The organism is Enterococcus sp. LJL120, assembly GCF_054871765.1.
In genome coordinates this window covers 221,650-248,623 of the sequence record NZ_JBTXLV010000006.1, presented here as the reverse complement: position 1 = coordinate 248,623, position 26,974 = coordinate 221,650, and the positions used below count along the sequence as shown (strand labels likewise).

The following is a 26,974-nucleotide window of genomic DNA, read 5'->3' as shown; positions in this document are numbered from 1 at the left end:
CTCTACCGTTTTGGTTGTTGCTGGGTAATGCAGTGAATATTACCGCCGCCATAGACCACTTCAACCGTATTGACGCCAACCACTTTTTTATCGGGGAACATTTTTTGGATTTGTTCTAAAGCCAAAGCATCATTGACATCACCATACTGGGGAACAATCACGCCGCCATTGGTAATTAAAAAATTCATATAGGAGGCAATACAAATGTCACCATCTTCTCTCGGCATCGTCCCTTCAACATAATCGATTTTAAATTCCCCTTTAATCGTGACATTTTCAACGGGGCAAGTCAGCTTGTGGACCTTCAACTGGCGTCCTTTGGCATCGGTCATTTTACTTAAACGTTCATAGGCATCTTTAGCGGCGGCATAAAAAGGGCTGCTTTGATCTTCGGTGTAAATGCAGGCAACTTCGCCGGGAGCAACAAAGCAAGCAACATCGTCGACATGGCCATTGGTTTCATCTGGATCAATGCCATCTTTCAACCACAAAACTTTTTCACAATTTAAATACTCACAGAGCATTTTTTCAATTTCTGCTTGAGTCATCTGAGGATTCCGGCCTTCACTAAGCAGACACATCTCAGTTGTCAAAACTGTCCCCTCTCCATCAACATGGAAGGAGCCCCCTTCTAACACAAAATCTTCTGTTCGATAGGAATCCGTTTTTTCAATTTCGCAAATTTTTTGCGCTACTAAATCGTCTTGATCCCACGGAAAATACAAGCCGTCTACCAAACCGCCCCATGCGTTGAATTTCCAATCGGTAGCCCGCAGCTCACCTTGGTCGTTAATTAAAAAGGTCGGTCCACAGTCTCTAATCCAAGCGTCGTTATTCGACATTTCATAAACCGTAATTTCTGGTGGCAACTGCCGGCGGCAATTTTGAAATTGCTGCTGCGAGACCACTACATTCATCGGCGTAAACTCACTAATTGCTTTAGCCACAGCGGTAAAAGCCGCCTGGACTGGTTTACCTCCGTCCCGCCAATTATCTGGACGCTCTGGCCAAATCATCCAAACTTTTTCCTGAGCTGCAAATTCAGCCGGCATTCTAAAGCCGTCCTGTTTCGGTGTTGATGTCACAATTCTCTTTGCCATCTTGATTTTCTCCTATCTTTGTTTTCTTTATTTTTTTTACCCAAATAATTCCTTCGCCAAATAAGATAAAGACGATTGCCCCGATTGTAATCGGCAGCTGCTCACTTAATGAAGCTGCATCGAATTGTAAAGGCAGGGCTGTGAAAATAAGTGAGATAATAATCATCACCATTGGTAAAACAACTAGTAAACCTAAAAAGAATTTCCCGCCGCCAACCTTAAAGGGTCTTGGCGTATCTGGATCAATTTTTCTCAGTTTATAAAATGCTGGAAAGACTGGCACATAAGACAATAGGAACATCACCAAATTTAAAGAAAAGAAGGCCCAGAATAAATCTTGATTTGGTAAAATCGGCGCAATCACCACCACGACAGAAGCGACAATACCATCCATTAAGGCCGTACCAGTTGGCATGCCGTTTTTTTGACTGCGTTTTGTGAAAAATTTTGGCATATCGCCATTTTCAGCGGCGTAGCAGGCTGTGTTATTGACTCCTAAGGACCAAGAAATCATATTTCCAAACAGCGTCAGTAAAAATAGAAAGGCCATCGCGATAATAAACCAGCCGGTAGTTGAGCCGGTCAATAATTTAAAGCTATCCATCAAGCCGCTACTGGTGCTGATTTGATCAGTCGGAATTGCCACACCGATCCCAAAAGCAGAAAAAATATAGATAGCGGCAATCACTAAACCAGCGGCAATAATTGATTGGGGAATTTGTTTTTTGGGATTTTCCATGTCATCGGCAAAAGTACAAATGACCTCAAAGCCCAATAAATTAAAAATAATCACCGAAATAAAGGATAAGCTGTTTAAATCAAAGCTTGGTAAAAGTGAGCTTAAAGTAAATTCATTGGCCATACCTTTTGTCAAAGCCACGTAGACACCTAAGCCACCGATTAAAACCGCCAGCAGCATTTTAATTACTGCTGCACCATTTAAAATCCAAATGCTATCGCTAACCGGATAAAAACTAATCCAAACGATTACCCAGATAAAAATCAGCTCGATGATGACCGCACCGATTGTTGGAAATTCGATACCGGTAATAGTTGTCACCAACTCCGGACACATCACCGCTAAAGAAGCCAGCCACAAAGGATAATTAATCCAATAATACCAAGAAACCCGTGAACCCCAACGATGACCAAAAGCTTTGGTGACCCAATCATAAATGCCGCCATCGCCAAGATAAGTTGTGCCTAATTCAGAAGAAATCAAACCATAGGGGAGTAAGAAAGTTATCAGTAAAAAAATCCACCAGAAAAATTGTGAATTACCGATGGCTGCTACCGGAGCTGCCGCTTCTGCTACAAAAACGACGCAGATAACCGACAAGATAGCACTCATCAAGCTAAATTTTTTCTTTTTTTCCATGCTGTTCATCCTTTCTAGCGCTGCAATTGTGGAAGCAAATGAAAAAATTTGCTTCCACAATTGCCACGAACTTTTACAGTGGTTTGCCTAAGAAAATTTCTAAATCAGCTTTAGCTTCGGCTTGTTTAGTAATGTCAATCGGATGGTTAGCTGCATAATTGTCCATTAAGTACACCAGCAGTCCCCGAATTGATGTCAAACGATTTTCTGCTTCATCAAAACAGATGGAATTTTTGCCATCAATGACATCATCGGTCACCTCTTCGCCACGAGTAGCCGGCAAGCAGTGCATAAATTTCGCATTTTTTCCTGCTTTGTTCATTAATTCTTGGTTGACTTGATATTTCGGATAGAAGACATTCATCCGTTCTTCTTCCGATAACTCCGCTTCGTATAAGCCATACCAAACGTCTGTGTATACAAAATCAGCACCGACAATTGCCTCCAAGTCATCGGTCACGACAAACGTTCCACCGGAGATTTCACAATTTTTTTGCAGCTTCGCTTGATGGTCGGCATTTAATTGGAAACCCTTTGGTCCAAATTGCACAAAATCCATGCCCATTTTGGTTGTAATCAATCCTAAAGAGAAACAAACTTGCGTCGCATCTCCAATAAAAGCGACTTTGCAGTCTTCAATTTTCTTACCTACTGGTAAATGTTCAAACATGGTACATAGATCGCCTATTTCTTGCGTCGGATGATTGTAATCAGACATGCCGTTAATCACTGGAATCGCCGCATGGGTCGCCAAATCATTGACACTGTGATGGCGTTCTACTCGAGCCATTAAAATATCCACTAAACGTGATAGTACTCGACTTGTATCTTCAATAGTTTCGTGACCGCCTAATTGAATTTGCCCTGGTGCTAAATATTCGGCATGACCGCCTAATTGGGTCATGGCTGTTTCAAATGAAACCCGTGTTCTAGTAGAAGATTGTTGAAAAATCATGCCTAAAGATTTGTTTTTCAGTAGCTGCGGATAAAAACCATTTTTGATAGCCGCTTTAATCTTTAATGAAAGATGGACGATTTTCAAAATTTCCTCCTTGCTGTAATCCTCTGTTGTAATAAAATCTTTTGTACTCATTTGTGTTTCCTCCTCAGGTTTATCTTTCTTGCATCCTCAAGTTAACAATTTTTTTGCAGGTTTACGATAAACTCACAGATGTAAACGCTACCAATTTTGAAAACCTAGCAAAATTACGGGTTTAAATTGAGGTATAAACCTAAGTTTTATCAAGGGTTTAGAAAAGTTTAGTTGGAAGTTTAGCTGAGATAGCAAAATAACTGAGGGGAAAAATGTTATACTGAACGTGTCAAAGAAAAAGCAGAATAAATTTTTTGTCACTGCTAATTGAAAGGGTTCTTATGATGATGGTCGCTATTTTTATTTATAATATTTTACTCCTTCTACTCTACACTTTTAGTTTTTCGATGGTCTTTGTCAGTTACCTTAAAGATAAGAAACCGCTTCTTGTAGCTATGCTATGTTTATTGAGTTTCTTTATTCTCGATAATGTCATTATTTATATGACAGAATTTTTAGTCGGTTTTGCAGCCAGCTACAACTCCTTATTTATGCTCGTGCCTATTATTAAAGCCCTCATTCTATTGATGAACAGCTTTTGTTGTATTTGGATTATCAATTTGATTTTGGGAGAAAAAATCAAAACCACTCAACTGACCATTTTAATCATCATGGCAATTTGGATGCTCTCAGTGCCGATGCTAGCCGACTCGGCTTTAAAAGTCTGGCTCTTTTACCTACCAAATCAACTCCTACTATTTTATTTGGGTGGTTATTGTCTGCTTCAATTAAAAAGCAAGCAGCCCAGTCAAACAGCAACTTTTTATTTAAAGGCGATTGCCGTCTTGGCCTTAATCAGCGGCATTTGTATTTTAAGTGAAGATACTTTTGTTATCTTTAATATTGATCAATACAGCTCCTTAACCTTAAAAATTTTCAATCGCAATTTTAGCGAAGATTTATTTTCAATTGCCAGCTGTCTTTTGATTTTACGCTACACTTTGAAGGACCTCCCCCTAACACAAACCAGCTCTCAGGCTTCTCCTGACAAACCTGATTTAGCTGATCAAAAAATTTGCCAGGCTTTTGAAAGCCATTATCAATTGACTCAACGGGAAACCGAAATCTTTCAGCGGCTATTGCAACAAGAATCAAACCAAGAGATTGCCGATAGCTTGTATTTATCCATCGGCACAGTCAAAACCCATGTCCATAATATTTTTATTAAGTTAGAGATTAATAAGCGCAATCAAATAATTTCTGTCTATCAGAAGTTTATCTCTGACTTTAATGTTAAAGGAGAGTCCCAATGACCGCTTATAAAATTGCTTTTTTTGATATTGACGGCACTTTAGCTGATAATCAGCTGCCCAAAAACTTAAGTATTTATGACCGAATCCCCGCTTTGGCTAAAAAAGCGTTGCTGCAATTACAAGAACAACAGATTGAAACGGTAATTGCCACTGGGCGCAGCTATTCTTTTATCAAAGAATTAGCAGCTCGCTTAAAAATTGGCAGCATCGTCGCTTCTAATGGAGCCCAAGTTACTCACCACGGACAAACTATCCAGCAGCATGCATTAGCCCCGCAATTAGTTCAGCAAATTATTGAGGAATTGGAAAAGCACCAGATAGGCTATTTAATTGAAACAACCGAGGCCATTTTTTATCCACCGGAAGCTGACTTTCGTGGCGATAGTCAGCTGAATCCACAGCCTTTGACAAGTAAGACTCATTTACCACCAAATATTTTACAATTTATTTGTCAGCTAACTGACAATCAGCCGCTTTCCCTAACTAATCCAGCAGTAGTCGTGGAAAAAGTAGCCCCGACAATTGCTAATATTCACGCCGGAAAAATTAGCAAAGCCTCCGGAATTTCAGCGTTGCTTAATCAGTTAAAACTCACACCTGCCGAAGCAATAGCCTTTGGTGATGAAGAGAATGATCTAAAAATGTTTGAGGCCGTTGGTTTTCCAATCGCCATGGGCAATGCTACTGCCCAGCTTAAAGAAAAAGCCCGCTTAGTCACCGCAGATGTTGGCGACGATGGTATTTGGAAAGCTTGCCTCCAGTTAGGATTAATTCAAGAGTAACGATGAAATTTCCGGCTGAGGTTATCTTTTAAATGATAGAGTTTTCTTTTTTATCAGCTATCAGGACAATTTTTTTGAAAGCAAATTTTTGAGATAAGATAATTACAAAGCAAATGACAAGGAATCACAGCAGGCTGCTTGATTCCTTGTCATTTTTTTGTCATAAAAGGCTGGATTTTGAAGTGCAGGAAACGCATTTAATTTGTATCGTTATACTTGAGGTGATGAAATGAAAAAGTATAAGTTAACAAAAGTAATGACTGCCCTGGTCTTAATTGCTCCTTCAATGTTTGCTTTCGCCCTACCTGTGAAAGCCGAAGAAAATCAAGAGGAACTGTTAAAACAACCAGAAGCTGATAGTCAAAATTTAAATTATCAATTAAATAATTATTATGATGCAAGCGGTGTTAACGGGATTGTCTTTAGTAAAAACAGCAACTTACTTTTAGGGGAAACAATCACATTTTCCGCAACAGTCGCCGTTGACTATCAGCTAGTCAGCTTGATGATTGGAAACGTTGAAAATTATTTTTATGATGCAAAAAGCAAGACTGGATCGTTTACTTTGACCGCCCTGCAACCAAGTGTCTCCGTTAATTTTGAAAAACTTGAAGTAACTGAGAATGAAGAAGCAACTGACATACCTGAGGAAGTTCCTGCAGAAGAAAATACGGTTGAACCAGAAACGCCAAGTGAAGTACCGGTCGAAACACCTGAATCAACTATTCCTCCTGAATCAGAAGCAGCAACTGAAACACCAACAATAGAAGAACCAGCAAAAACTGACGATGCAGCAGTTGGATCAAAAGAAGAGACAACAACTCCTGATGTCACTACAGAAACCAAATCAGCAGAAGCGCAAGCCTCCACTGAATCAAAAACAACAACGACTACTGTCAAACAAGAAGCAGCTCCCCTCTTAGATTTTGTTTCGCCAACTCAATCGCAGGCTGGGCAGCAAGCGATTATTGCAGAGGCCTTAAAGCATATTGGCGTTGCTTATGTCTGGGGTGGAAAAACTCCTCAAGGCTTCGACTGCTCGGGTTTTACCCAATATGTGTTTAAACAAGCATTAGGTCTAAACATTGGGGGCTGGACTGGTGAACAACAAAATATTGGTCTGCATAAACCTGTTGCTCAAGCCCAACCGGGGGACTTACTTTTTTGGCAGGATAGTGACTCAAATTATTCCCATCACGTTGCGATTTATTTAGGAAATAATCAATACATTGCGGCCCCAACTTTTGGCCAAACTGTTAAAATCTCAACCTTCTCCGCCGGCTTTATGCCAAATTATGCAATCAGTGTTCTTGGTGGAGTTGCGGGCAATTCAGTTGATACCACTTGGTCGAGTGAGTTTATCGTGACAAAAAATCAAACAACTAGTGAATTTATTGCTGAAATTGCAGAGGACGCCCGCGAAATTGCGCAAGAAAATGATTTGTATGCTTCCGTGATGATTGCCCAAGCCATTTTAGAAAGCGGCTCAGGTAACAGCACCCTCAGTGCAGAACCGAATTTCAATTTATTTGGCATTAAAGGTCAGTATCAAGGGGCAGCTGTTGCGATGAAAACCCTCGAACAATCACTGGAAGGCCAAATCTATCAAATCACTGCCGACTTTAGACAATATCCTTCTTACAAAGAAAGTTTGCTAGACTATGCAGAGCTTTTGAAAAATGGTTTGGAAAGTGACGCTGATTTTTACCAGTCTACTTGGAAAACTACAACAAATTCCTATACCGATGCGACTGCCTTTTTACAAGGGCGGTATGCAACAGATCAAAATTACGCTTTGAAATTAAATGCAATCATTGAAGCCTACCAATTAACGGATTATGATCAGCCATTGGAAACAGAAATTGTCGAAGAAGTTGTGACACCGCAAAAAGTACAACGGCAAAAAGTCAGCTTCAAAAAACTATTTAGTCAGTTTCTTGCTACTTCAAAAAAACTTATCCGATGTCAAGAAGACTCTCAAACGATCAAACTATCCACCAAAATTGTTCAGTTAGCTAACAATGAAACAGAAGTGCACTATCAATTACCTACTGAAAACTAACAAAAAAACCCTCGATTAAACTCTCAGCCACTCAATTAATTGCTAAATTAATTGATGCATGGCTCGTCTGTTTAATCGAGGGTTTTATTTATGGTTTTAAGGTTTTTCCAGTCACATGCAATTGTTTTTGTGTGATTGCCAAAGTCGTTGGACGATGGGAAATCAATAAAACTGTTTTTCCGTGAATTTTCTTGGTCAAGGTGTTCAGGATACTTCGCTCATTTAGATAATCTAAATTGCTAGTCGGCTCATCTAATAAAAGCAGCGGCGCATCATAGGCCAGCATTCTGGCAATGCCGATTCTTTGCCGCTCGCCGTCAGATAAGCTGCGGGCCTGGCCACCTACCACCGTCTGCAGGCCATCTGGTAGACTGTTTATCCATTCCGCAATTTCGGCTTCCTCAGCAGCTTTTAAGACAGCCGCTTGTGAAATAGCGGCATTACCTAAACGAATATTTTCCAACAAAGTCGTCTCAAAAATAAAAGTCTGCTGTTCCATCAAGCCTTCTAATTGATGGAGAGCTTCTTCTGAAAGCTCGCTGAGATTATTTTGATTGATATCAATCTGACCGCTTTCAGGATTCCAATAGCGCATCAATAATTTCACCAAGGTGCTTTTACCGCTGCCGCTTTCACCCCCGATGCCCAACCATTCCCCAGGTTCTAGAGTAAAATTAATATTTTCTAAAATCGGTTTGCCTTGCTCATAGCTAAAGGCAACATCTTGCAAACTCACTTCATCTAAAGCAAAAGTTTTTTCTTTTTCTCCAAAGGTCACAGCTGGTATTTCTTGCATTAAAGCATAGATGCGGCGGCCACTGGCAAAGGTCATCAATAAATCATTTCCCAAGCCATTTAAAGCTAACACTGACCCAAAGCCGCTTAAACTCAAAATTGGTGCCACAATAATTGTTTCCATTGGCAGCTGCCAAAAAGCAGCTAAGACTAAAATAATGACCGAAGTGGCAATCAAGGTCACTTCTCCAGCTATCCGCAAAACACTCCCCTGTTGCAAACGCAGGCGGTATTGTTGATTTAAATTGGCTCCTTTTTGCTGCAGCTCGAATAATTTTTCTGTCTGGAGATTGTATTGGTCAATGTCCTGTAGACTGGCAATATCCTCCATCACAGCCTGATTTAAAGCAACAAAATCTTTTTGATAATTATCGCCAATCTGCTGATGTTTGCGGTAGCTGAAAAATGGCAATAGAACACCAACAATTAATTGTCCCGCCAATAAAATCAGCGCCAACCCCAAATGATAGCGAGCCACAAAGCCAACTGTCAAAATGGTCGTGCCGCAAGCAATTAAAACGGGGGAAACAGTATGAGCAAAAAAGACCTCTAGCGCTTCAACGTCCGTGGTAATGGCTGTGATTAAATCGCCGCTTTTTTTACCGCTCAAGCGGGCTGGTCCTAAAAGGCGCAATTGAGCAAAAATTTTCTCCCGAATAATTGCCAGCAAGCGAAAGGCAATATTATGATTCAAATATTGTTCACAATAGCGGGCTACCCCACGAATGACGCCGCAGCAAATTAAAACAATCATAATCGCTGTTAAATTGACCGTCATGCCGCTAAAAATTTGATAGGCGGTCACCGCCGCTAATACCGGAATGATAATCACCACAATATTACTAATGATGCCTAAGCTGACTGCGCCAGCCATCAGCCAGCGGAGTGGTTTGACAAAAGCTAAAAGCCAGCGAATTAAGCTTATATTCGTCATTCTGTCACGACTCCTTCCAGCTGACGTTTTTCCTCAGCAAAATAATCTCGATAAAAAGCTGACTTCTCGGCTAATTCTTCAGCCGAACCTTGAGCAGCTAGTTCGCCATTTTCAAAGACCAAAATTTGGCCGGCATGGGCAATGTTGTATAACCGATGGGAAATAAAAATCACGATATGATCTTCAGCTAATTCTGTCAGCACCTGCAAAATAATTTCCTCACTAGCTAAGTCAATCCCCGAAGTAATTTCATCGAAAATAAACAACTCGGCTTCACTTAGTAAAGCTCTAGCCAGCAATAAACGCTGACGTTGACCACCGGATAAATTGCCGCCATTTTCAGTTAGAACTTCTGCCAATTGTTGCGGCAATTGTTCTACAAAATTTCGCAACTGAACTTTTTCTAAGACCCTCCATAACTCAGCCTCCGTGGCAGTCGGCTTAGCCAGCAATAAATTTTCTTTTAAGCTGATGGGATAGAGGTAGCCGTGATTATTAACCAACTTGCCCCGCTGATTAATTTCAGCGCGGGATAAATCATTTAAAGACTGCTGATTCCATAAAATCTCCCCTTGATAATCCACCAGCTGATGGGTCAGCAACTGGACAAAGGTGCTCTTGCCGGAACCTGATTTACCGACAATCCCGGTGAACTGACCTTTCTTAAAGGTCACCTGCAGATTTTTCAAAACGCTCCCTTGATTTTGATAACCAAAGCTAAGATTTTTCACGGTAATACTGGTTAACTCTTCTGTTAATTGTTGACTACCGTAAGCTATTTCCGGTCGCTCCAAATAATCGAATAAATTTTTGCAGGCACTGATGCCATTCATCGCCACATGAAAGAGTGAACCTAGCTGCCGCATTGGTAAAAAGAATTCAGCACTCAATAAAATAAACATCAGCACACCCACTAAGGAGAGTTGTTCGCTTTGATAAGCGAATAACGCTAACCCGATTCCTAAAGCAGCTCCACTGTAAGAAACAATATCCATAATCGTAATTGAATTTAATTGCATCGACAAAAGACTCATGGTCACTCTGCGGAATTTTTCAGCATCTGCTGCCATCTCCTGCTGTTTAGCTTGGTCCCGATTAAATGCCTTCAAAACACTTAGGCCCTGCAAGTTTTCGTGGAATTTAACTCCTAGATTAGTATAATTTTGCCAATAGCCCGCTAAAATTCTTTTTGCCAGCTTCATCACCGCCATAATAACAATCGGAATAATTGGCAAGCAAATTAATAAAATCAAAGCCGGCTGCCAAGCAAATTGCGCCAGCACAATAAAAATAACTAAAGAAGCGGCCAAACAATAAAAGAGCTGCGGCAAAAAACGAGCATAATAAATTTCCAACTGTTCGATACCATCGACTGAGTATTGACTCAAGCGGGTAGCTGAAATTTGGGCTTGACTGTTGCCTAAACGAAAAGCTTTGGCCATCACCTGTTCTCTTAATTGCAGGCGCAAATTAGCGGAGGCCGCATAAGTCGCATGATCAGTCAGCTGACTCAAGCAAATTTTACCAAATAAAACCACCAGTCCGCCGCCCAAAAGCACAGCTGGATTGATGGTACCTTTTTTTATATATAAATCAATTGTTTCTGCGATTAAAAACCACAGCAGAATCGATAATAAAAGGTTGATTAGTTTATAAAATACTAATAAAAGCAGCGGCTTTTTCGCCGTCAACTGAAACAGTCGTTTATCGATCATAAGGCTTTTGCACCTCAGCAACTTTCCTATTTTTAGTTTTGCGTCCCTTGATATACCAAGACAAGGCAATCACATGGACGACATAAACAATCGCCATTGTGACCCGCATCACGAGATTATCGACTAAAATCGCCGGAATCAAAAAGACCAGCCCAATCACAAAAAACATGCGAAGCAAACTCTTAGTCGAAATATTTTTTTTGACAAGCGTCTCCACCACGTAATTTTGATACGCATCTGAAGAGACAAGTTTGCCATATAATTTCTCAGAACTTCTCACCCAGAAAAAGGCGGTCAGCAGATAAAAAACGGCCGTTGGTAGAAATGGTAAAAAAATACCTAACGTGCCTAAACCAAACATCAAGCCACCTAAAATAATAAACAGGATTTTTTTCAACAACCACACCTCACTCGCTTTATTCGTTAAGTATATCACAACCAAAGAGAGTTGAGAATGGTTATCAGTTATAAAAAAAGTTCAGTCCAAAATAAATTCTGGACTGAACTTTTTTACATTTGCGGAATTAATTGGCCGTCTTCCATTTTTAAAACGCGATCAGACCATTCCACCATTCTTTGGTCATGGGTCACCATCACCGTTGCTTTTTCCTTGGCATGGGCTTCCTTGACTAAAAGCTTAACCACATCATAAGCGTGTTCTGTGTCAAGGCTGGCAGTCGGTTCATCTGCTAAAATTAAATCTGGGTCATTGAAAAGCGCCCGACCGATAGCCACCCGTTGTCTTTCACCACCGGATAAATCTTTCGGATATTTATCTTTTAAGTCGTAGATGTCGAGAGACTCTAATAAATCTTTGGCAAAGTCAGCTTTTGCTTGGTGTTCAATTTTTTCAACAAATTGAAATTGTTCAGCAACAGTTAAAAAAGGAATTAAATTGGCTGATTGTAAAATAAAGCCGATTTCTTTAAAGCGCAGGGCTGCTCTTTTTTTCTCCTTTAAATGCGTAAAGTCATTGCCGGAAATTTTAATCGTGCCTGAGGTGGGATTTTGCAAGCCACCGGCGATGGTTAAAAAGGTACTTTTTCCTGAACCTGAAGGGCCGATAATACTGACAAACTCACCTTTTTCAACTTTGAAATCAATTCCTTTGAGGGCTTCAACCGCTGTGTGGCCGCTGCCGAAGGATTTTTTAATATTTTCCATTTCTAAAATTGCCATGATTATTCTCCTCCAATCGCTGTAATCGGGTCAACCTTGGTGACGGTTCTAATTGAAAAGACGCCGCCTAAGACTGCTACGACAATTAAAATTCCGCCAAAGCCTAACCATTTGATTAAATCAACCGCAAATGGCATCGCTGCTGGTAAGATGAAGCTCGTACCATAGGACAAGGCAAAGGCGATAATAACGCCGAACAAGCCGACAAAGAAGGCTTGCGCGATAATCGAGCGCACAATATATTTTGTTGCCACCCCTTGGGCCTTCATCACTCCAAAGAGACTAGTTTTTTGCAACGTCATCACATACATGAAGATGCCGACAATTGCTGCAACCACTACAAACAAGAAAGCAATCATGGAATTCAAGGTTAAACTTTCAGCACTGTAGCCGGGAATATTTTCAATGAAAGTCGCTTCATCAATTGCTTCGATTTTAGTATCGCCATCAGCATTTGTCACCGCAACATTGTCTTCATTTTGCACCACGATTAAGTTGACGGGAATATTTTCTGCGCCGCCGAAATCTTGATCGCCGTATTTGATTTTGGCTTCGGTTGCCAAAGAAGTATAAATAATTGGTGCAACATTATAAGAAGAACTTGGAATGATGCCGACAATTGTCAAACTATCGTCATTGCCGATACTGACAGTGTCACCCACTTGATAGCCTTCTTGATCGGCTAAGTTTTGGGAAATCACAATTTCATCATCAGCAGTATACGTCGTGCCGCTCGTTACCTCAGGGACAACAAAACTCGTTTGAGCTGCGCCAAAAACGGTGATGTTGGTTTTATCATCAGAGTCGGCATTTTCACTGATGGAACCAGAAAAAATACTGACGGCCGCTTTATTGTCATCATCTGTGCTGACCCGGTCAATGTCGCCGGCAGTCAGTTGGGAAGCCGTGGCAACTTTATTGGCATCCTCTGATAAAACAATTTCTGATGCCTGCCAATCGGTGACAACTTTTGTATGACCGCTGGCAAGTCCATCGGCTAAGCCGGAGAGCATGAAAACAACATAGCCGACTAAGACCATGATGCCGATAATTAAACTGTAGCGGAGTTTTGCATATTTCATTTCTTTTATTGCTAAGAACATCTCAATCACCTCTTAATTTATTTCGTAGGTTAGCATACCACCGCTAAACTAGTTTTGATATTTTTTGAAACTGGAATGAACACTTTTTTGAAAAGTGTTTTCTTTCCGATAAAACCAAGGATTTTTTCTTTATTTTTTGAAAATTGTTTTGCCCTATAGAGAAATGAAAGGCTTTTTCTGTAGCTCATCCCTAAAAATTTTTTCAAAAAAAATTTTGGCTAAAGCTTCGTTTTAGGTTATGATGAAAAAAACTTCCAAGGAGCATTCAATAGAGCTACGAGAAATTCAACGAGCAGATAATTTAGACATTAAAAACTTGATTCAACATTCATTAAAACAGCGGCAGATGGACTTGCCGGGGACTGCTTATTTCGATCCTTATTTGGCTCAACTCTATGAATTTTATCAACAAGAAGCCTTTGGTACTTACTGGGTGATTCCTTATCAAAAAGAAATTATCGCCGGTGTCGGTATCGGCAGTTTTCCTTATCCAAATACTTGTGAGTTACAAAAACTTTATGTTCGAGATGATTTTCAAGGTCAAGGCCTAGCTAAATTATTAATGAACACTGCTTTGACTTTTGCCCGTGAGCATTATACTGATTGCTATTTAGAGACCCATTCAAAGCTTACTGAGGCTTGTCAATTGTATGAAGCACTTGGCTTTAAAAGGCTATCTGCACCGCTGATTGAAACAGAACACACACAGATGAATCGCTGGTATTTGAAGAAACTTGGCTAAAAATTAAGAGATTTTAAATTTGCCGGCTCGATTATTACCCCTTCGTGGGAACTTATGCTATAATAACAATTGGAATTTCGTTATCAATACATCGTTGCCTTTCCTAAGACAATTGAAAGGAGAATGACTATGACATTCGATAACAAAAATTTTCAATACCGAGTAACCTTGGATACTAAATTAAATTTGTTTGTTGTTTTCAACAAAGTAAATCCTAATCAAGTAGCCACTGGTACGACGATTGAAAAAGCTGTACAAGAATTGAAAAAATCTATCTAAGGAGTGTCCACTCACGTGAAGAACTATTCTTCGTACCATTTATAAAAGCATCTGCCAATCCTCATGGTAGATGCTTTTTTTGTTGGCTTCTTTCGATTTTGTGAAGACTGATTTTGAGTCGGTCTCTCAGACTTGAGACGGATATTTATTAAGTTCCCTTAAGATTTCGACGGCTTGACCTCAAGGTATGCTATAGTTTTATTACACTAAAATATTTTTATGCGACAATTTAATTTATTTTGAAGAAATTTATTCTCACTGGCGTAGCTTGAGAGCTGCAAGGATGACATAGAGGTAGGGATGTCATTGTTTAAATGAGAAATAGTTAACTGATAGTAATAGTTTTACCTGTAAGCTTTAAATTATGAATATTCTTTAGTTAGATAGCCACCTCAAAATTGAGGTGGCTATCGTTCATTTTAGAGAAAAACAGTGATAATACTGCCGCCGACAATCAGAGCTAGACCGGCTAAAGTCAGACGCAATTCTTTAGGCGTTTTCTTTTCCTTTAGAAAAACAATACTTCCTAAAGTTGCGACAATAACATTTAACTGCGTGATAATATAGGCAGTAGCCACGCCATTTTCTTCTGCAGAGAAAATATAAGCTAAAGCACCGATACTAAAAATCACCCCGACAATACTAGTTTGCCAACTTTTTTTCTCGGTAAAAGCTTTTGGTTCTTTAATCAGCGTATAAACAACAGCGCCGGCAAAAATTCCTAACATTTGAGGAAAGAAAATGGACAAGCCAGAAGCATCAATTGCTTTGGGAATGACACTATAAATCCAATAACCAAAGCTGGTCAAAGCCAAAATACTAATCCCCTGTTTTAACTGATTGTTGCCGCCTTTACTTTCACTAAAGGAGGTCATGCTGGCACCGATAATTAGTAAAACAATCGCAACCCCTCCAAAAATTTTATTGGTAACTCCTGGCCATTCACCAAAGGCCAGTACGCTAATTATCGAAGTCCCCACCAATTGCAAGCCCGTGGTAATCGGCATCGTTTTGCTGACGCCCATAATTTCTAGTGAGCGGTATTGCCCCGACTGTCCTAAAATCCAAAAGGCGCCTGAGGCCATGCTGACTAAAAAAATCGGCCAAGAAATCGCTGCTGGTGAAAAAAATAATTTGATTAACAGACCAACGACAAGCGCGCCAATTCCTGTTCCTAAAACTTCATTACTAGTTTTCCCGCCTAATTTTCCTAAGATTAACGGCTGTAAGCCCCAACCTAAAGCGGGAATTAATGCAATTAAAATTCCCATGAGTTCTCATCCTTTTTTTATTTTAGCCTCGTCCGCCTTGAAATGAAGGATATAAGGTCATCCCGCCATCCACAAACAAGGTAATGCCCGTCACATAGCTAGACTCATCTGATGCCAGCCAAGCGACCGCTGCCGCCACCTCTTCCGGTTTCCCAATCCGGGCCATCGGAATCATACTGGTGGTCGTTGCTAATTTTTCGGGATCCGCAAACTTTTCAGCATTAATTGGTGTGTTAATAGCTCCCGGTCCAATGCTGTTAACGCGAATTTTTTTAGCTGCATATTCCATTGCAATCGTTTCGGTGAACAATTTGACACCGCCTTTTGATGCCGCATAATGAGCAAAAGTCGGCCAAGGAATTTGTTCGTGCACTGAAGACGTATTGATGATATTGCCTTTTTTATCTTGGCTTAAAAAATAATTAAGAGCTGTCTTAGCTCCGAGAAAAACGCCAGTCAGATTTGTGCTGACAACTTTCTCCCATTCAGCCAGAGGTAGTTCATGGGTATTGTATTGATTTTCCAGACCAGCATTATTAATCCAAATATCCAAATCCCCAAAGGCCTTTAGTGTTTCAGCTAATAATTTTTGATTGCCCTCTTCTGTGGCAACATCTGCTTGTATGGCAATGCCCTCTCCGCCAGCTTTTTCAATGATTGCGACGGCTTCTTTAGCCCCCGCTTCATCAGAATGATAATTGACGGCCACTTTCATTTTTTCTTTGCCAAATCGTTCAGCAATGGCGGTGCCGATTCCCTTTGACCCGCCGGTGATAATCGCAACTTTATTGCCTAATTCTGAATACATCTAACCACTTCTTTCCTTTTTATAAAATTATGGCTTCTTTATAAAACAGCCATATAAGCTGTATTAAATTATTCTATGTCCTTCAAAAAAATGCAAAAAAACAGCTTAAACAAAGTTGCTTAAGCTGTTAATGCTTGCGTTTATTTTTTATTTACTAAAAGAAATTCTCTAGTGCCTTTTTCAAAGCGCTCCAAGCCGTCTTGTAAACGGCTGACAGGACAAGCATAATTCCAGCGGACAAATTGCTGACCGTTGCCGCCAAAAATATCCCCTTCCGATAAGATTAAACCGGTTGTCCTTCTTAAAAATTGACAAAAATCAGCCGTATCTTTCGTCAATGCAGAACAATCCAACCAAGCCAGATAGGTCGCTTGGCTTTCAATCAGGCGAATTTCAGGAAAACGCTTTTTAAAAAACGCCGTCAAAATCTTTCGGTTCTGACTTAAATATGAATTTAGCGCCTCTAACCAAGGGCGACCGTCAGTAAAAGCTGCGATTGCCGCTTGAATGGCAAAGGTATTCGGTTCCGCCACTTCATCTGTATTAATCCCCCGATTTACTTTTTCAAAAAGTGCTGGGTTTTCCACATAAATTGCCGAAGTTTGCAGTCCGGCTAAATTGAAGGCCTTCGTCGGTGCCAAACAAACTATCAGTTGTTGCGAAATCGCCGGGGAAATATCAATAAAAGAACGATATTGATACCCTTCATGGGTCAAATCACAATGAATCTCATCACTTAACAATAGCACCTGATGTTTCACGCAGAGGGCGCCGATTTTTTCCAAATCAGCCTGCGACCAAACTTTGCCAATCGGATTATGGGGATTACAAAAAATAAAAAGCGTGGTCTCTTTTAAAGCCAGTTTTTCTTCTAGGTCTTCAAAGTCAATCTGATAATTTCCTTCGTGATAAGTCATCGGTGAAGCTAAGACCTGCCGTTGATTATTTAAAATCGAATTGAAAAAAATATTATAGACGGGCGTCAAAATAACGACATTATCATGAACCTTGGTCACCTTGCGGACAATCGAGGAAATTGCCGGCACGACGCCCGTACAAAACATCAGACCTGATTTTTGCATACTCACCTGATGATAGTCTTGCCACCAATTGATAAAGCTTGCGAAAAATTCTTCGGGGACTGTATTATAGCCAAAAGCATTTTCCTCAAGACGTGATTTTAGAGCCTCAGTAATGGCTGGAGCGGTCGCAAAATCCATATCCGCCACCCACATCGGCAGCTCATTTTCTTTAATACCCCACTTGTAAGAATTATTTTGGCGGCGATCTATGAGCTGATCAAAATCATAGCTCATAGGGCCACCTGATTTTCATTGCCTAATGATAATTCCGTTTGACTGAAGTCGATAGCATTATCATCAAAAATAATTTCTTCAATGGCTGCGGCCTGAATTTTTCCGGCAAGCGGATTTTTAATACTTTCAATCACTGAATCCGTCGAAACTTGAACTGTTGAATATTCAAAAGCTAAATCAGTGTTGACAATTTTGCAGTCAATCATTTCCAGATTTTCCATGTAACACATCCCTTGATTGCTCTCCACCAAACAGTTAATTAATTTAATATTTTTGGAATTCCAGCCGAGGTATTCGCCGATGATGACCGAATCTCTTACCACGACATTTTCGCAATTCCAAAATGCATCTTTACTGAGGATGCGGGCGTTGCTGATTTCGATATTTTTAGCACCATCAAAAGCGTAGTTACCAGAAATAGTAAACTGATTCGCTTTAATATCTTGGCTATTCATAGCAAAATAGTCGCCAGTTGCTTGAACATTATTTAAGGTAATCTGCTGACAATTCCAAAATGTTTCCTCCGCATTTGGCAACTGGACATCCTCCAAATGAATATTGGAGGCTCTGCGGAAAGTTTTAGGCGCTTGAATCAGACTATGTTTGATTGCAAGATGATGACTGTACCAGATACCAGAGCGAGCCGTCTCAGTTAAGGTGATATTTTCCGCTTCTAAAAAGTTGCTGTACCACAGAGGATACTTCCAACGAAAAATATCATTGACCAATTCCAAATTGCTGCTTTCTTTTAATGGTGATTCGCCATCTAGAAAAACTGAATCTTCAATTCTCAAATTTTGTGCTTTAAATAAAGCCCGTTCGCCGCTTAAGACGGCTTGTTTAATTGTTTTCATATTTAATCCCTCTTTTATAAATTTCTATAGCTTAAGCCTACTCCTTAAAGCTGACTTTAAGTCAAGGGGAATTTTACAAAAAATCAATTATTTTTTGTAGCTACTCGAAAAAACAGATACATCTTGAAAAATTTCTTCAGTTAAACTAAGTGGGTAAATCTAAAAATTAAGAAGAAAGCCACTTTCCTGATTGCCACTTTCACAACTGCTTAATGAATTTCACATCCCAATAGACGATGGCTTCTTCATAGATTGCCAAAGTCTGCAGCTTTAAGAGGCTGCCTTTAATGCGACCGATTTTGATGCGGGGCACGCCTAATGTCAGCTCCTCATCTGCCAGTGCAATGCCAATACATTGACTGTTTGGAAAATAACTAACATCCCCTACAGAAGAATATTCTTTAACAGCTCCAGTTAAATTCATGCAGACTGGATCGGAGAAATAATAGTTTTCCAGCTTATTTTTTTCAAAATAGATTGGTGTTTGCAAACTGCAGCCCTTGACCTCCAAAAGAATCTCTGACTCGATTGCGATTTCAGATAACGTATCTCCCATCTGAATCATCAGCTTGGATTCTTTAACTTGCCATTTATAAATCATCTTGCTTCCCTCATTTAATTGAACCTTTGCGTATTATTTCCCTCAGTGTAAGGCCTGAAGTGGACTTTAAGTCAAGCAGAAGTTCTTTTTCATGGCAAATTTTTTTGAGATTAACTAATAAATCTTAAGATTCAGAAAATTTATTTGAATTTGGGCGATTTTCAGTTTAAATCCGCCAATATTTCTGACCGTCTTTTGTTCGACCTAAAAAGCCGTACTGAATCAGGTAACGGCGGACACTGACAAAGTCCGCAAACATCTGTTGGATAATTTGATTGACTTGGGCCTCGGTATACGTTTTTTCTTCGTTAAACTCGCCAATTAGTTTTTGCAAAAGAATAATCTTACTTTTTTCTTTGCTGGGAATGGTTTCCGCCCAACCCTTTTCATCTAAAAAGTTTTGCAAGACCTTCTGCCGCTCTTTTTCAGAAATATTAAACCGATCATCATAATTGGCAATACTGATTTCTTCTGCCTGCATTTTTTTGTTGCTCCTTTCTAATTGTGCCATAACCGCCAAAAAGTATTGGGCCTGACGTTTTTTCTCCTTTAGTTTGAACCGATGATTGCGAATAGTTGAGGTACTGACCGTTAATTGCTGGGCAATTTCCTCATCCGTTAAGTCGACTGCAAATAAACTTAAAATATTTTTTTGGGTTGCTGAAATTCCAGTGGCCTCTTGGGGCAGGTTTAAAACAGCCTTGAGGACTCCTCCATGAACCTTTGAAATGTGCTGTTGCATTTGATAATGGCTCGTGAAAAAACGACCATCCTCAGCAAAAATTTCTTCTTTTAAATAGCTGGCACCGCAAAATAAACACACCAACTCGCCGCCCTTTTCAAAATAGCCGGCCTCAATAATTTCTGAAGTCAATTGTTGCATACAAAAACCTCCTTTGTTGGTAATTATACAATCAAATTAAAATTTTATCTACAAATAAATAAACTAAACCAAAATAAAAAAGACTGCCGCAGCAATCTTTTATTTACCTTGGACAACTTTATGAACTTGATAAACGGCGCCAATCAAGCCAGCATTATTTTTTAATTTGGCCGGCAGGACCTCAGCGAAGGTTTTATTCATCAGAAATTTAATACTTTGATGATTGGTTTCTAGCTCAGTTAAAGAACGTCTCAGATTTTCCATAAATTGTTGATTCTCACTGATACCGCCACCAATCAAAACTACTTCAGGATCAAAACAAGAAATTAAATTTAGCAGGCCAACACCTAGATTATGATAAAAATCGGCCATCACTTTGACCGCATTGGCATCCTTTGCTTCCGCCAGCTCCATAATTTTTTCTGAGCTGAAAATCGGTTCAGCATTCGGCTGCAAATTATTATACTGACTGCAGATGCCACCGATAACAGAAGCCGTCTTATTCAAGGAAGCCGCCTCAACATCATTGGCATCCACCACATCTTTAGTGACCATAAAACCAAACTCGCCAGCCATGCCATGGGCACCCCGATAAATTTGGTCATTGATAATAATGCCGCCCCCCATGCCAGTGCCTATCACAACGCAAAGGTAATTCATTTTGCCCTGGGCATTGCCTACCCATTGCTCGGCAATTGCCGCTGCATTGGCATCATTCTCAACGAAAATCGGCAGCTGAACTCTTTTTCCAATCAATTCCTTTAAATTCACACCGTACAATTCACGAATCGCTCCGCCGGTAGTCATAAAGCCATCACTTTGAATAATTCCTGGAGCGCTAATTCCAACGCCTTCAACTTGCTCTTGCTTTTGAAAATCTGTAATGATGGCGGTCAAATCATTTAACAGTCCTTCAAGAGAGTGATCTGTCTTAATTTTTCCACTTTGACTCACCTGACCCGCTACATTGACTAAACCATATTTAATACTTGTGCCGCCAATATCAATTCCTACATACATTTGCCCATCTCCATTTCAATTTTATCGGTAACCTGTACCTTTTTATATTTTCAGAGAAAAATATAAATGTCCTTCTTTAACTAGCTTTTGATTACAAAAATTTGCTGATGATTTATTTCTTTTCTGTGAAACTAGTCAAATAGTTCTATACAGAATCAAGCTATCTCTGAAAAACTAAATAGAATATCCAAAGCTGTTATCTGATAGTCTCTTAAAAGGAGCAGTCCTTTTCGCTAAAAATTTAAATTGCTCATTTCATTATAATATAACTTAAAGGGTTTACAGCATTTTTCTTTAAAGGACACAAAATTTTTTTCTGCTCTATTTCCCTCAAAGATTCCTCGCACTTTCTCAGACAAGTAGCAAAATAATTCCCATTGAATTGCCAATCGCTTATACTAGAAAAAAAGACTTGGAGGTTATTATGGCTACTCCCAAAATTTATCAGATGAGCTTTGCTAGTGTCTATCCTTTATATGTTAAAAAAGTTGAAAGAAAAGAACGGTCGGTTGCTGAGCTGCAGGAAATTCTCCAGTGGTTGACTGGTTACACCACTGAACAATTACAAGAGCAGATTCAACGGGAAACAACCTTTACTGAATTTTTCGCTGAAGCACCGGAACTCAACCCAGACCGACGTTTGATTAAAGGCGTGATTTGCGGCGTGCGGGTGGAGGACATTCAAGAACCGCTAATGCAGGAAATCCGCTATTTGGATAAACTAGTCGATGAATTAGCCAAGGGTAAAAAGATGGAAAAAATTCTCCGCTAGGCCAAGTAAAACTCCCCAATCAATCTCATTATTCTGAGATTGACTAGGGAGTTTTTTTAGATAAAATCTTTACACTTGCTCTAAGTCTAGATAATCCAGCGGCTGACCAAATAGAAAACCCTGTTGGTAAATAATTCCGTTTTCCAGTAAAAAATCAAAGGTCTGGCGATTGTCAATGCCTTCGACAATCAGGCGCAACTGATGCTTGACGGCAATTTTTTGCCACGTTTGGGTGATCCAAAAAATTTCGGCAAAGCTCAATTCCTTAAAGGAGAGCAGAGATAACTTGATTGTATCAATATCACCTAAACATTGTGAGACGAGCTCAAAATCATTTAAGCCACTGCTGACATCATCAAAGGCAATTTGAAAGCCCAAGCCCTTAATTTTTTTCACCGTCTTCACGAGTTTTTTTATTTCTAGCTCCATGTCCGTCACATTTTGATAATAATGCTCCGTCACTTCAACTGTCACGTTAGACACTGAAAACTTGTCGGCCAGTTGCTCCAACATTTCTAAAGTCTCAGGATAACGTAGCTGCTGCGGGTCGAGATTAAACCCGAAGGCAAAAGTTTTTTCCTCTAAAACCTGACTGATTTTGCTAAAATACCAATCCATCAGCTGACGGTTATGCTCTTGCGTGGCAATCATCTCTTGAAAAACTTGGAAGGGAAATTCGGGATGGCTTTTACTGCGGAGCAAGAGTTCATATTTTAATACCTGCGGCTGACCTTCTTGATTCACTTGAAAAATTGGCTGAAACACAAAATAAAAATCAGCGAGTTCCTCTTCTAAATGCAATGCCATTTGCTTTCCCCCTATTTCTAAATATCTTTTGCTGCGTTTAGCTAACGCTCGTTTGTCCAAACGTTTCTTCAATATTGTAAACCCCCGGCTCTAATGTGAAGCCGTAAAGTTTTTCGGTCATGGCGTCAAAGGTATAGTGGTCTTCTAAAATTACCAATTGATCATATTGGTTTAATAAATCGATAAAGGCTTGATCATCCAGCACAAAATTTTCCTGACCGGTAACGTTAGCGGAAAATAAATAATAAGAGCCGACATAGCCGACTAGATAGCTATCGACATCCGTTTGATCGGTGGAAACGACTAGATATTTTTGCTGATTCAACGTCATTTGATTGCCGGTTACTTCTTGATATTGCGCTGGGATTGAATCTTCAAAAGTGGCATTGTTGTACATCATGCCATTATTTTCCGATAAAATCATTAAGGTCGCAAAGAATAAGAAACCCAAAGTAAAATACTGGTACCATTTTTTCGTTTTCAAAGATTTGAAACTTCTAAAGCTGCGAACAGCAATATTTTGCTCGAAAAATGAATAATCAATTTCTCTGGCTAAAACAAACATCACCAAGCCTAACGCAAAAATAACAATACTGGAAGCATAACGCTCAAAGCCTGCCAAGGTCAGGGCTTCGTCTGTGGGCATTGAAAAGAGAAACATGGCGTAAATTCCAAGATAATAGCTGACAACAATCACATTCATAATCCCCCAATAACGCAGCAGACTATTTTTACGATGCAAACGAAAACGGATTACTAAAAAAGCTCCGAGAATCAAAAGGTTTGCCAATAAAATTCCCTGTGTAGAAGGCGTACTTAAACTTGCGATGGTTTTCAAAAAGACCGAGCCAATTTGGCTGATGGTCTGGCTGCCCTTTTCGCTAAAAATTTCTTGATACGAACTTAAGCTAACCTCGTGTTTAGACTCAGTAAAGGTCGCCGCTACATGACGGCTCCACACTAAGTAAGGGGCAATTGCCGCAAACATCGTCAGCAGACTGACACCAACTAGCTGAAATTTATTTTTTCTAAATTTCCACAGTAGAACAACTCGAGAAAGATAATAAATCAACAAAATCGCTACAAAAAATAGCGCGCTATTTTTCACGATACTCAAGGCTCCGCCGATTAAAATCGTGTAGCTGGTCATCTGCACCAGCTGTCGCTGCATTTTATAAATGCCGGCAATCCCGGCTAGAGTTAGTAACGGCAAGAGAAAATCCACCAATAAATTATTCATGCGAATCGCAATATTGAAATAATTAAAAACAGCGATAAAACTGAACATCATGGTGATAATCAACGTCCGGCTTTCATCTCTAACAATGGCAAAAAAAGCATAAAAGCAGCTGAAGATTAAAATAAATTGCGTCAGTAGCATCACATTATCACCAAAGCCGGCAATCAGTGTTCCAAAATAAACAAACAGAGAACTGCCCATCGGATAAGAAGTAAAGCTGATAATCGTGTCTGCCGCTGTCGGCAGGCGACCTTCCGCATATAAAAATTTGACGATTGTTGCCCAATGGGAAAAATTATCATAGTGAACCAGATGGCTTTGCAATAAAGTATAAGCAAATAATAAAAAGTAAAAAACTAACCAAATTCTTAAAGTATCTAAAGGTGGTAGATGCAAACTTTTCTTGCGCCAGCCTTGAAAAAGATAAACGGCAGCCCGCAAAATTCCAGCGGTAAATAATAGATAACCGGCAATTGCTAACAAGCTAAGATAAGCAGCCAAATACAAGACCCAAATAATTGCCGCAATCCCAGCTAGCCAGCTAATTTTTGCGTTGAATTTTAAGTCTTCTCGAAAAAAGACCGCCCAGCCATAAAGGGCAACTATTAATACACTAATACGCAAAACTGTTAGTATCACTTTCGTCACCCTTTTCTACCCACTTGTGGATTAATTTTTTAAACGACGCTGTTTGAATGATGTCACTGAGATTAGCCACTCGATAGCGGTAATCTCCATGGTCTGTCTGCCCTAAAAATTCTAAATCAAAGGGCACTTCATCAATCTGCAGTTGAATGTTTTGCAGTTCCTTCAAATTTTCAGCCGCTGCAAAACTGACTGTCTGGTAATCAAAATCCCGTAAAAGCACATCGAAGTTGGTCAGCTGTATCACTTGATTTAAAGGAATCGTCGGCTGGGCACTAGCAGTCGGTCTTTTTTTGCCAAAGTGTTGCAGCCGTTCTTTTAGATTGGCGAAAAACAAATCAAAGGGCGTTACCCAAGGATCACGAAATTGCGGCAAGCTGCGATTAAATCCATCATAAATAATTTGCAGATAGACCAGATAAACAGCCTCTGTCATCTCTGACAAAGCAACACCATAAATCCAATCCTCTTCTTCTCGGTAGACTCGGACTATCTTTCCAGTCAGCTCCGTTTGATAATCGCCCTTTTTTATCGAAAAATTAAGCAGTGCATCTTCCGGAAAATAAAGAGGTGCCGTGCTGACAAAGGACAAACCATCCTCAGAAATATTTTTAGTCTTCAACTCGTAGGATTGATTTTGGTAGCTGACAGTCACCTGATTTTCGGCGAGGAAGCGTTCATTTTTCCGATAAATCGGCCGTCCTAAATAAAATAAAACTGAAAATGTTAAGTTAAACAAATGAGTCAGCAGCCAAAACGTAATGACAGCTCCGTAGAAAATTTCAGAACCGTATTTGCCATAGTTAAAGCTAACCAATCCCACTACTGTCAGCACCCACAAAATTAAATGAGGCAACACATAGAGATAATCTCGCTTTGATTGCTTAGCATTTTTATTAGTCACTTTAAATTTCGTTTCCTTGATGCCGATGGTTTGTAAAAAAATCGGCAAAATCAGAAATGGCGCAAAAATCGTTTCCTGAACTTCTCCCCAACGTTGGGTGCGGATGTCGCTGGATAAATCCTGCATCGCCAAATGTAAAAAATAATAGCTAGGCAGCCAAAAAAGCAAGAGATTCCAAAAATTTGTGTCCACTACCATCACACCGAAAACGGTAAAGAGAATCGGCGCTAGAATGTAGAGCAACCGGCGGAAAAAAGACCACCAGTATAAGAAGCCATTTAGATAAACCAATTTTTGCTGCAGCGTCAAATTTTTATTAGTTAAAATATGCAGATTGCGCACACTTTGGACGACGCCCCGGCCCCAACGAATCCGTTGTTTTAAAACGCTAGGAATATCCGTCGGTGTCAAGCCGCTAGCCATCGGTTCCAAGGTAGAAATATTTTTATAGCCCTTTGTATTAATCAATGCGCCCAATTCAAAATCCTCGGTAATCGTATCAGTGGGAAAGCCCCCCACCGCTTCAATCGCTTCTCTGGCAATCACTGTGTTTGAGCCCGTGTAAATCGCCGCATCATGAGCATTATTTAAGATGTTGACCTCTCTAGAAAAGAAATCCTGCTCATTAGGAATCGAAGCCTCGGAAAACAAATTAAATTGAAATAAATCAGCATTGTAAAAACTTTGCGGCGTCTGAACGAGCCCGATTGGTTTGATTCGGTCGTCTTCGGCCCGCTCTTTGGCATTTCCAACAAAATAAGGCACTGTCTCCATTAAAAAATCTGAATAGGGAATCATATCTGCGTCGAAGGTGGCGACTAAAGGCGATGTTGTATGGGCCAAAGCATTGTTGAGATTACCGGATTTAGCATGTTGATTATTTTCTAAACCTAAATAGCCAACGTCAAATTTTTCCGCCAGCTCCTTGACCTCAGGGCGATTGGTATCGTCAGAAAAATAAATATGGACTTTCCTTTTATCCGGATAATGCATGTTGACTGCGGCATTGACCGTTTTTAAAAGTAACGGTACCTCTTCATTATGAGTGGCAATCAAAACATCGACATGGGGATATTCTGTAGCCGCAATCTCCGGTTTTTCAATTTGCTTGGCTTTATTTTTGCTCCAAATCAAAATCACAGCGGTAAAATTGGAAATAATTTCACTAAACCAGAGCAAGATTCCAAAAATAAGGGCAAATAATGAACCACCAAAAGGCAACGTGTAAACGCCCCGCCAAACCAAATAAATAATAGAAAAGAAAAAGGCAAGGATGTAAATCAGCTTTCTAGGAACTTTGTATTTTGACATGGGGTCACCCTCTAAAAATATATTTTTTTTGAATCTGATAGCTGAGGAAAAAGAGTAGGCTGTCCACGACAATTTTTAAAATAACTGTGCTATTGACTCCTAATAATAGATGCAGTAGGTAAACAAT

Annotated in this window: 24 protein-coding genes; 6 read left to right on the top strand and 18 right to left on the bottom strand. The window is 39.9% G+C overall.

The window, feature by feature from the left end; translation table 11 throughout:
• Positions 1-2: 2 nt before the first annotated feature.
• The 3 genes from aguA to ptcA all read right to left on the bottom strand — a co-directional run bounded on the left by aguA (position 3) and on the right by ptcA (position 3,571).
• Positions 3-1,100: an agmatine deiminase gene (aguA, locus tag ACYSNU_RS11875; protein ID WP_461737427.1), complete on the bottom strand. Its 1,098-nt coding sequence runs from the start codon at positions 1,098-1,100 to the stop codon at positions 3-5.
• Positions 1,054-2,478, bottom strand: a complete 1,425-nt coding sequence (locus ACYSNU_RS11870; RefSeq protein WP_461737425.1) for an APC family permease — start codon at positions 2,476-2,478, stop codon at positions 1,054-1,056. Before ACYSNU_RS11870 ends, aguA begins: the two co-directional genes overlap by 47 nt.
• A 73-nt stretch (positions 2,479-2,551) precedes the next feature.
• The gene (ptcA, locus tag ACYSNU_RS11865; protein ID WP_461737424.1) at positions 2,552-3,571 is read right to left on the bottom strand and encodes a putrescine carbamoyltransferase; all 1,020 of its coding nucleotides are present in this window, start codon (positions 3,569-3,571) and stop codon (positions 2,552-2,554) included.
• Positions 3,572-3,855: 284 nt separating this feature from the next.
• Between ptcA and ACYSNU_RS11860 the strand changes: the two genes are divergently transcribed.
• The 3 genes from ACYSNU_RS11860 to ACYSNU_RS11850 all read left to right on the top strand — a co-directional run bounded on the left by ACYSNU_RS11860 (position 3,856) and on the right by ACYSNU_RS11850 (position 7,668).
• On the top strand, positions 3,856-4,824 hold the full coding sequence (locus ACYSNU_RS11860; RefSeq protein ID WP_461737423.1) for a LuxR C-terminal-related transcriptional regulator: 969 nt from the start codon (positions 3,856-3,858) through the stop codon (positions 4,822-4,824).
• The gene (locus ACYSNU_RS11855) at positions 4,821-5,606 is read left to right on the top strand and encodes a Cof-type HAD-IIB family hydrolase (protein ID WP_461737422.1); all 786 of its coding nucleotides are present in this window, start codon (positions 4,821-4,823) and stop codon (positions 5,604-5,606) included. The genes ACYSNU_RS11860 and ACYSNU_RS11855 overlap by 4 nt, the downstream gene beginning before the upstream one ends.
• Positions 5,607-5,835: 229 nt before the next feature.
• A complete protein-coding gene (locus ACYSNU_RS11850; protein WP_461737421.1) occupies positions 5,836-7,668 on the top strand; it encodes a glucosaminidase domain-containing protein in 1,833 nt (610 codons plus the stop codon).
• 88 nt (positions 7,669-7,756) lie between these two features.
• Here the strand turns inward: ACYSNU_RS11850 and ACYSNU_RS11845 are convergent, their stop codons facing one another.
• The 5 genes from ACYSNU_RS11845 to ACYSNU_RS11825 form a co-directional block, all read right to left on the bottom strand.
• Positions 7,757-9,397: an amino acid ABC transporter ATP-binding/permease protein gene (locus tag ACYSNU_RS11845; protein ID WP_461737419.1), complete on the bottom strand. Its 1,641-nt coding sequence runs from the start codon at positions 9,395-9,397 to the stop codon at positions 7,757-7,759.
• Entirely contained in the window at positions 9,394-11,112 is a 1,719-nt protein-coding gene (locus tag ACYSNU_RS11840; RefSeq protein WP_461737418.1) for an ABC transporter ATP-binding protein/permease, read from the bottom strand. The genes ACYSNU_RS11845 and ACYSNU_RS11840 overlap by 4 nt, the downstream gene beginning before the upstream one ends.
• On the bottom strand, positions 11,102-11,509 hold the full coding sequence (locus ACYSNU_RS11835; RefSeq protein ID WP_461737416.1) for a YbaN family protein: 408 nt from the start codon (positions 11,507-11,509) through the stop codon (positions 11,102-11,104). Before ACYSNU_RS11835 ends, ACYSNU_RS11840 begins: the two co-directional genes overlap by 11 nt.
• Before the next feature lie 113 nt (positions 11,510-11,622).
• Complete coding sequence (locus tag ACYSNU_RS11830) at positions 11,623-12,294, bottom strand: ABC transporter ATP-binding protein (protein ID WP_461737491.1); 672 nt, start codon at positions 12,292-12,294, stop codon at positions 11,623-11,625.
• Positions 12,294-13,394, bottom strand: a complete 1,101-nt coding sequence (locus tag ACYSNU_RS11825; protein WP_461737415.1) for an ABC transporter permease — start codon at positions 13,392-13,394, stop codon at positions 12,294-12,296. The genes ACYSNU_RS11830 and ACYSNU_RS11825 overlap by 1 nt, the downstream gene beginning before the upstream one ends.
• Positions 13,395-13,635: 241 nt before the next feature.
• Between ACYSNU_RS11825 and ACYSNU_RS11820 the strand changes: the two genes are divergently transcribed.
• Both ACYSNU_RS11820 and ACYSNU_RS11815 read left to right on the top strand, forming a co-directional pair.
• The gene (locus ACYSNU_RS11820; RefSeq protein ID WP_461737414.1) at positions 13,636-14,136 is read left to right on the top strand and encodes a GNAT family N-acetyltransferase; all 501 of its coding nucleotides are present in this window, start codon (positions 13,636-13,638) and stop codon (positions 14,134-14,136) included.
• Between the two features lie 129 nt (positions 14,137-14,265).
• Entirely contained in the window at positions 14,266-14,415 is a 150-nt protein-coding gene (locus ACYSNU_RS11815) for a hypothetical protein (protein ID WP_265456806.1), read from the top strand.
• Between the two features lie 419 nt (positions 14,416-14,834).
• Here ACYSNU_RS11815 and ACYSNU_RS11810 read toward each other — a convergent pair whose 3' ends face one another.
• The 7 genes from ACYSNU_RS11810 to ACYSNU_RS11780 form a co-directional block, all read right to left on the bottom strand.
• Positions 14,835-15,686, bottom strand: coding sequence for a GRP family sugar transporter (locus tag ACYSNU_RS11810; protein WP_461737413.1), 852 nt, complete (start codon positions 15,684-15,686; stop codon positions 14,835-14,837).
• A 22-nt stretch (positions 15,687-15,708) separates the two neighbouring features.
• Positions 15,709-16,494 (bottom strand): glucose-1-dehydrogenase, encoded by a 786-nt coding sequence (locus ACYSNU_RS11805; RefSeq protein WP_461737412.1) that lies wholly within the window; start codon positions 16,492-16,494, stop codon positions 15,709-15,711.
• Positions 16,495-16,634: 140 nt separating this feature from the next.
• Positions 16,635-17,810 carry a MalY/PatB family protein gene (locus ACYSNU_RS11800; RefSeq protein WP_461737411.1) on the bottom strand — a complete coding sequence of 392 codons (1,176 nt, stop codon included), beginning with the start codon at positions 17,808-17,810 and terminating at the stop codon, positions 16,635-16,637.
• The gene (locus tag ACYSNU_RS11795; protein ID WP_461737410.1) at positions 17,807-18,664 is read right to left on the bottom strand and encodes a DUF3737 family protein; all 858 of its coding nucleotides are present in this window, start codon (positions 18,662-18,664) and stop codon (positions 17,807-17,809) included. Before ACYSNU_RS11795 ends, ACYSNU_RS11800 begins: the two co-directional genes overlap by 4 nt.
• Positions 18,665-18,863: 199 nt before the next feature.
• Complete coding sequence (locus ACYSNU_RS11790; RefSeq protein ID WP_461737409.1) at positions 18,864-19,265, bottom strand: hypothetical protein; 402 nt, start codon at positions 19,263-19,265, stop codon at positions 18,864-18,866.
• A 166-nt stretch (positions 19,266-19,431) separates the two neighbouring features.
• Positions 19,432-20,148 carry a DUF2087 domain-containing protein gene (locus tag ACYSNU_RS11785; RefSeq protein WP_461737408.1) on the bottom strand — a complete coding sequence of 239 codons (717 nt, stop codon included), beginning with the start codon at positions 20,146-20,148 and terminating at the stop codon, positions 19,432-19,434.
• A 99-nt stretch (positions 20,149-20,247) separates the two neighbouring features.
• On the bottom strand, positions 20,248-21,168 hold the full coding sequence (locus tag ACYSNU_RS11780) for an ROK family protein (RefSeq protein ID WP_461737407.1): 921 nt from the start codon (positions 21,166-21,168) through the stop codon (positions 20,248-20,250).
• 424 nt (positions 21,169-21,592) lie between these two features.
• Here ACYSNU_RS11780 and ACYSNU_RS11775 point away from each other — a divergent pair, with 424 nt between their 5' ends.
• Complete coding sequence (locus tag ACYSNU_RS11775; protein WP_461737406.1) at positions 21,593-21,940, top strand: DUF2200 domain-containing protein; 348 nt, start codon at positions 21,593-21,595, stop codon at positions 21,938-21,940.
• Positions 21,941-22,009: 69 nt separating this feature from the next.
• Here the strand turns inward: ACYSNU_RS11775 and ACYSNU_RS11770 are convergent, their stop codons facing one another.
• From ACYSNU_RS11770 to ACYSNU_RS11760, 3 genes are read right to left on the bottom strand one after another with little or no spacing between them, the layout of a single operon-like run.
• Positions 22,010-22,747, bottom strand: a complete 738-nt coding sequence (locus tag ACYSNU_RS11770; protein ID WP_461737405.1) for an EAL domain-containing protein — start codon at positions 22,745-22,747, stop codon at positions 22,010-22,012.
• Positions 22,748-22,784: 37 nt separating this feature from the next.
• On the bottom strand, positions 22,785-24,635 hold the full coding sequence (locus tag ACYSNU_RS11765; protein WP_461737404.1) for a lantibiotic ABC transporter permease: 1,851 nt from the start codon (positions 24,633-24,635) through the stop codon (positions 22,785-22,787).
• Positions 24,601-26,847 carry a glycosyltransferase gene (locus ACYSNU_RS11760; RefSeq protein ID WP_461737403.1) on the bottom strand — a complete coding sequence of 749 codons (2,247 nt, stop codon included), beginning with the start codon at positions 26,845-26,847 and terminating at the stop codon, positions 24,601-24,603. Before ACYSNU_RS11760 ends, ACYSNU_RS11765 begins: the two co-directional genes overlap by 35 nt.
• Positions 26,848-26,974 lie beyond the last annotated feature (127 nt).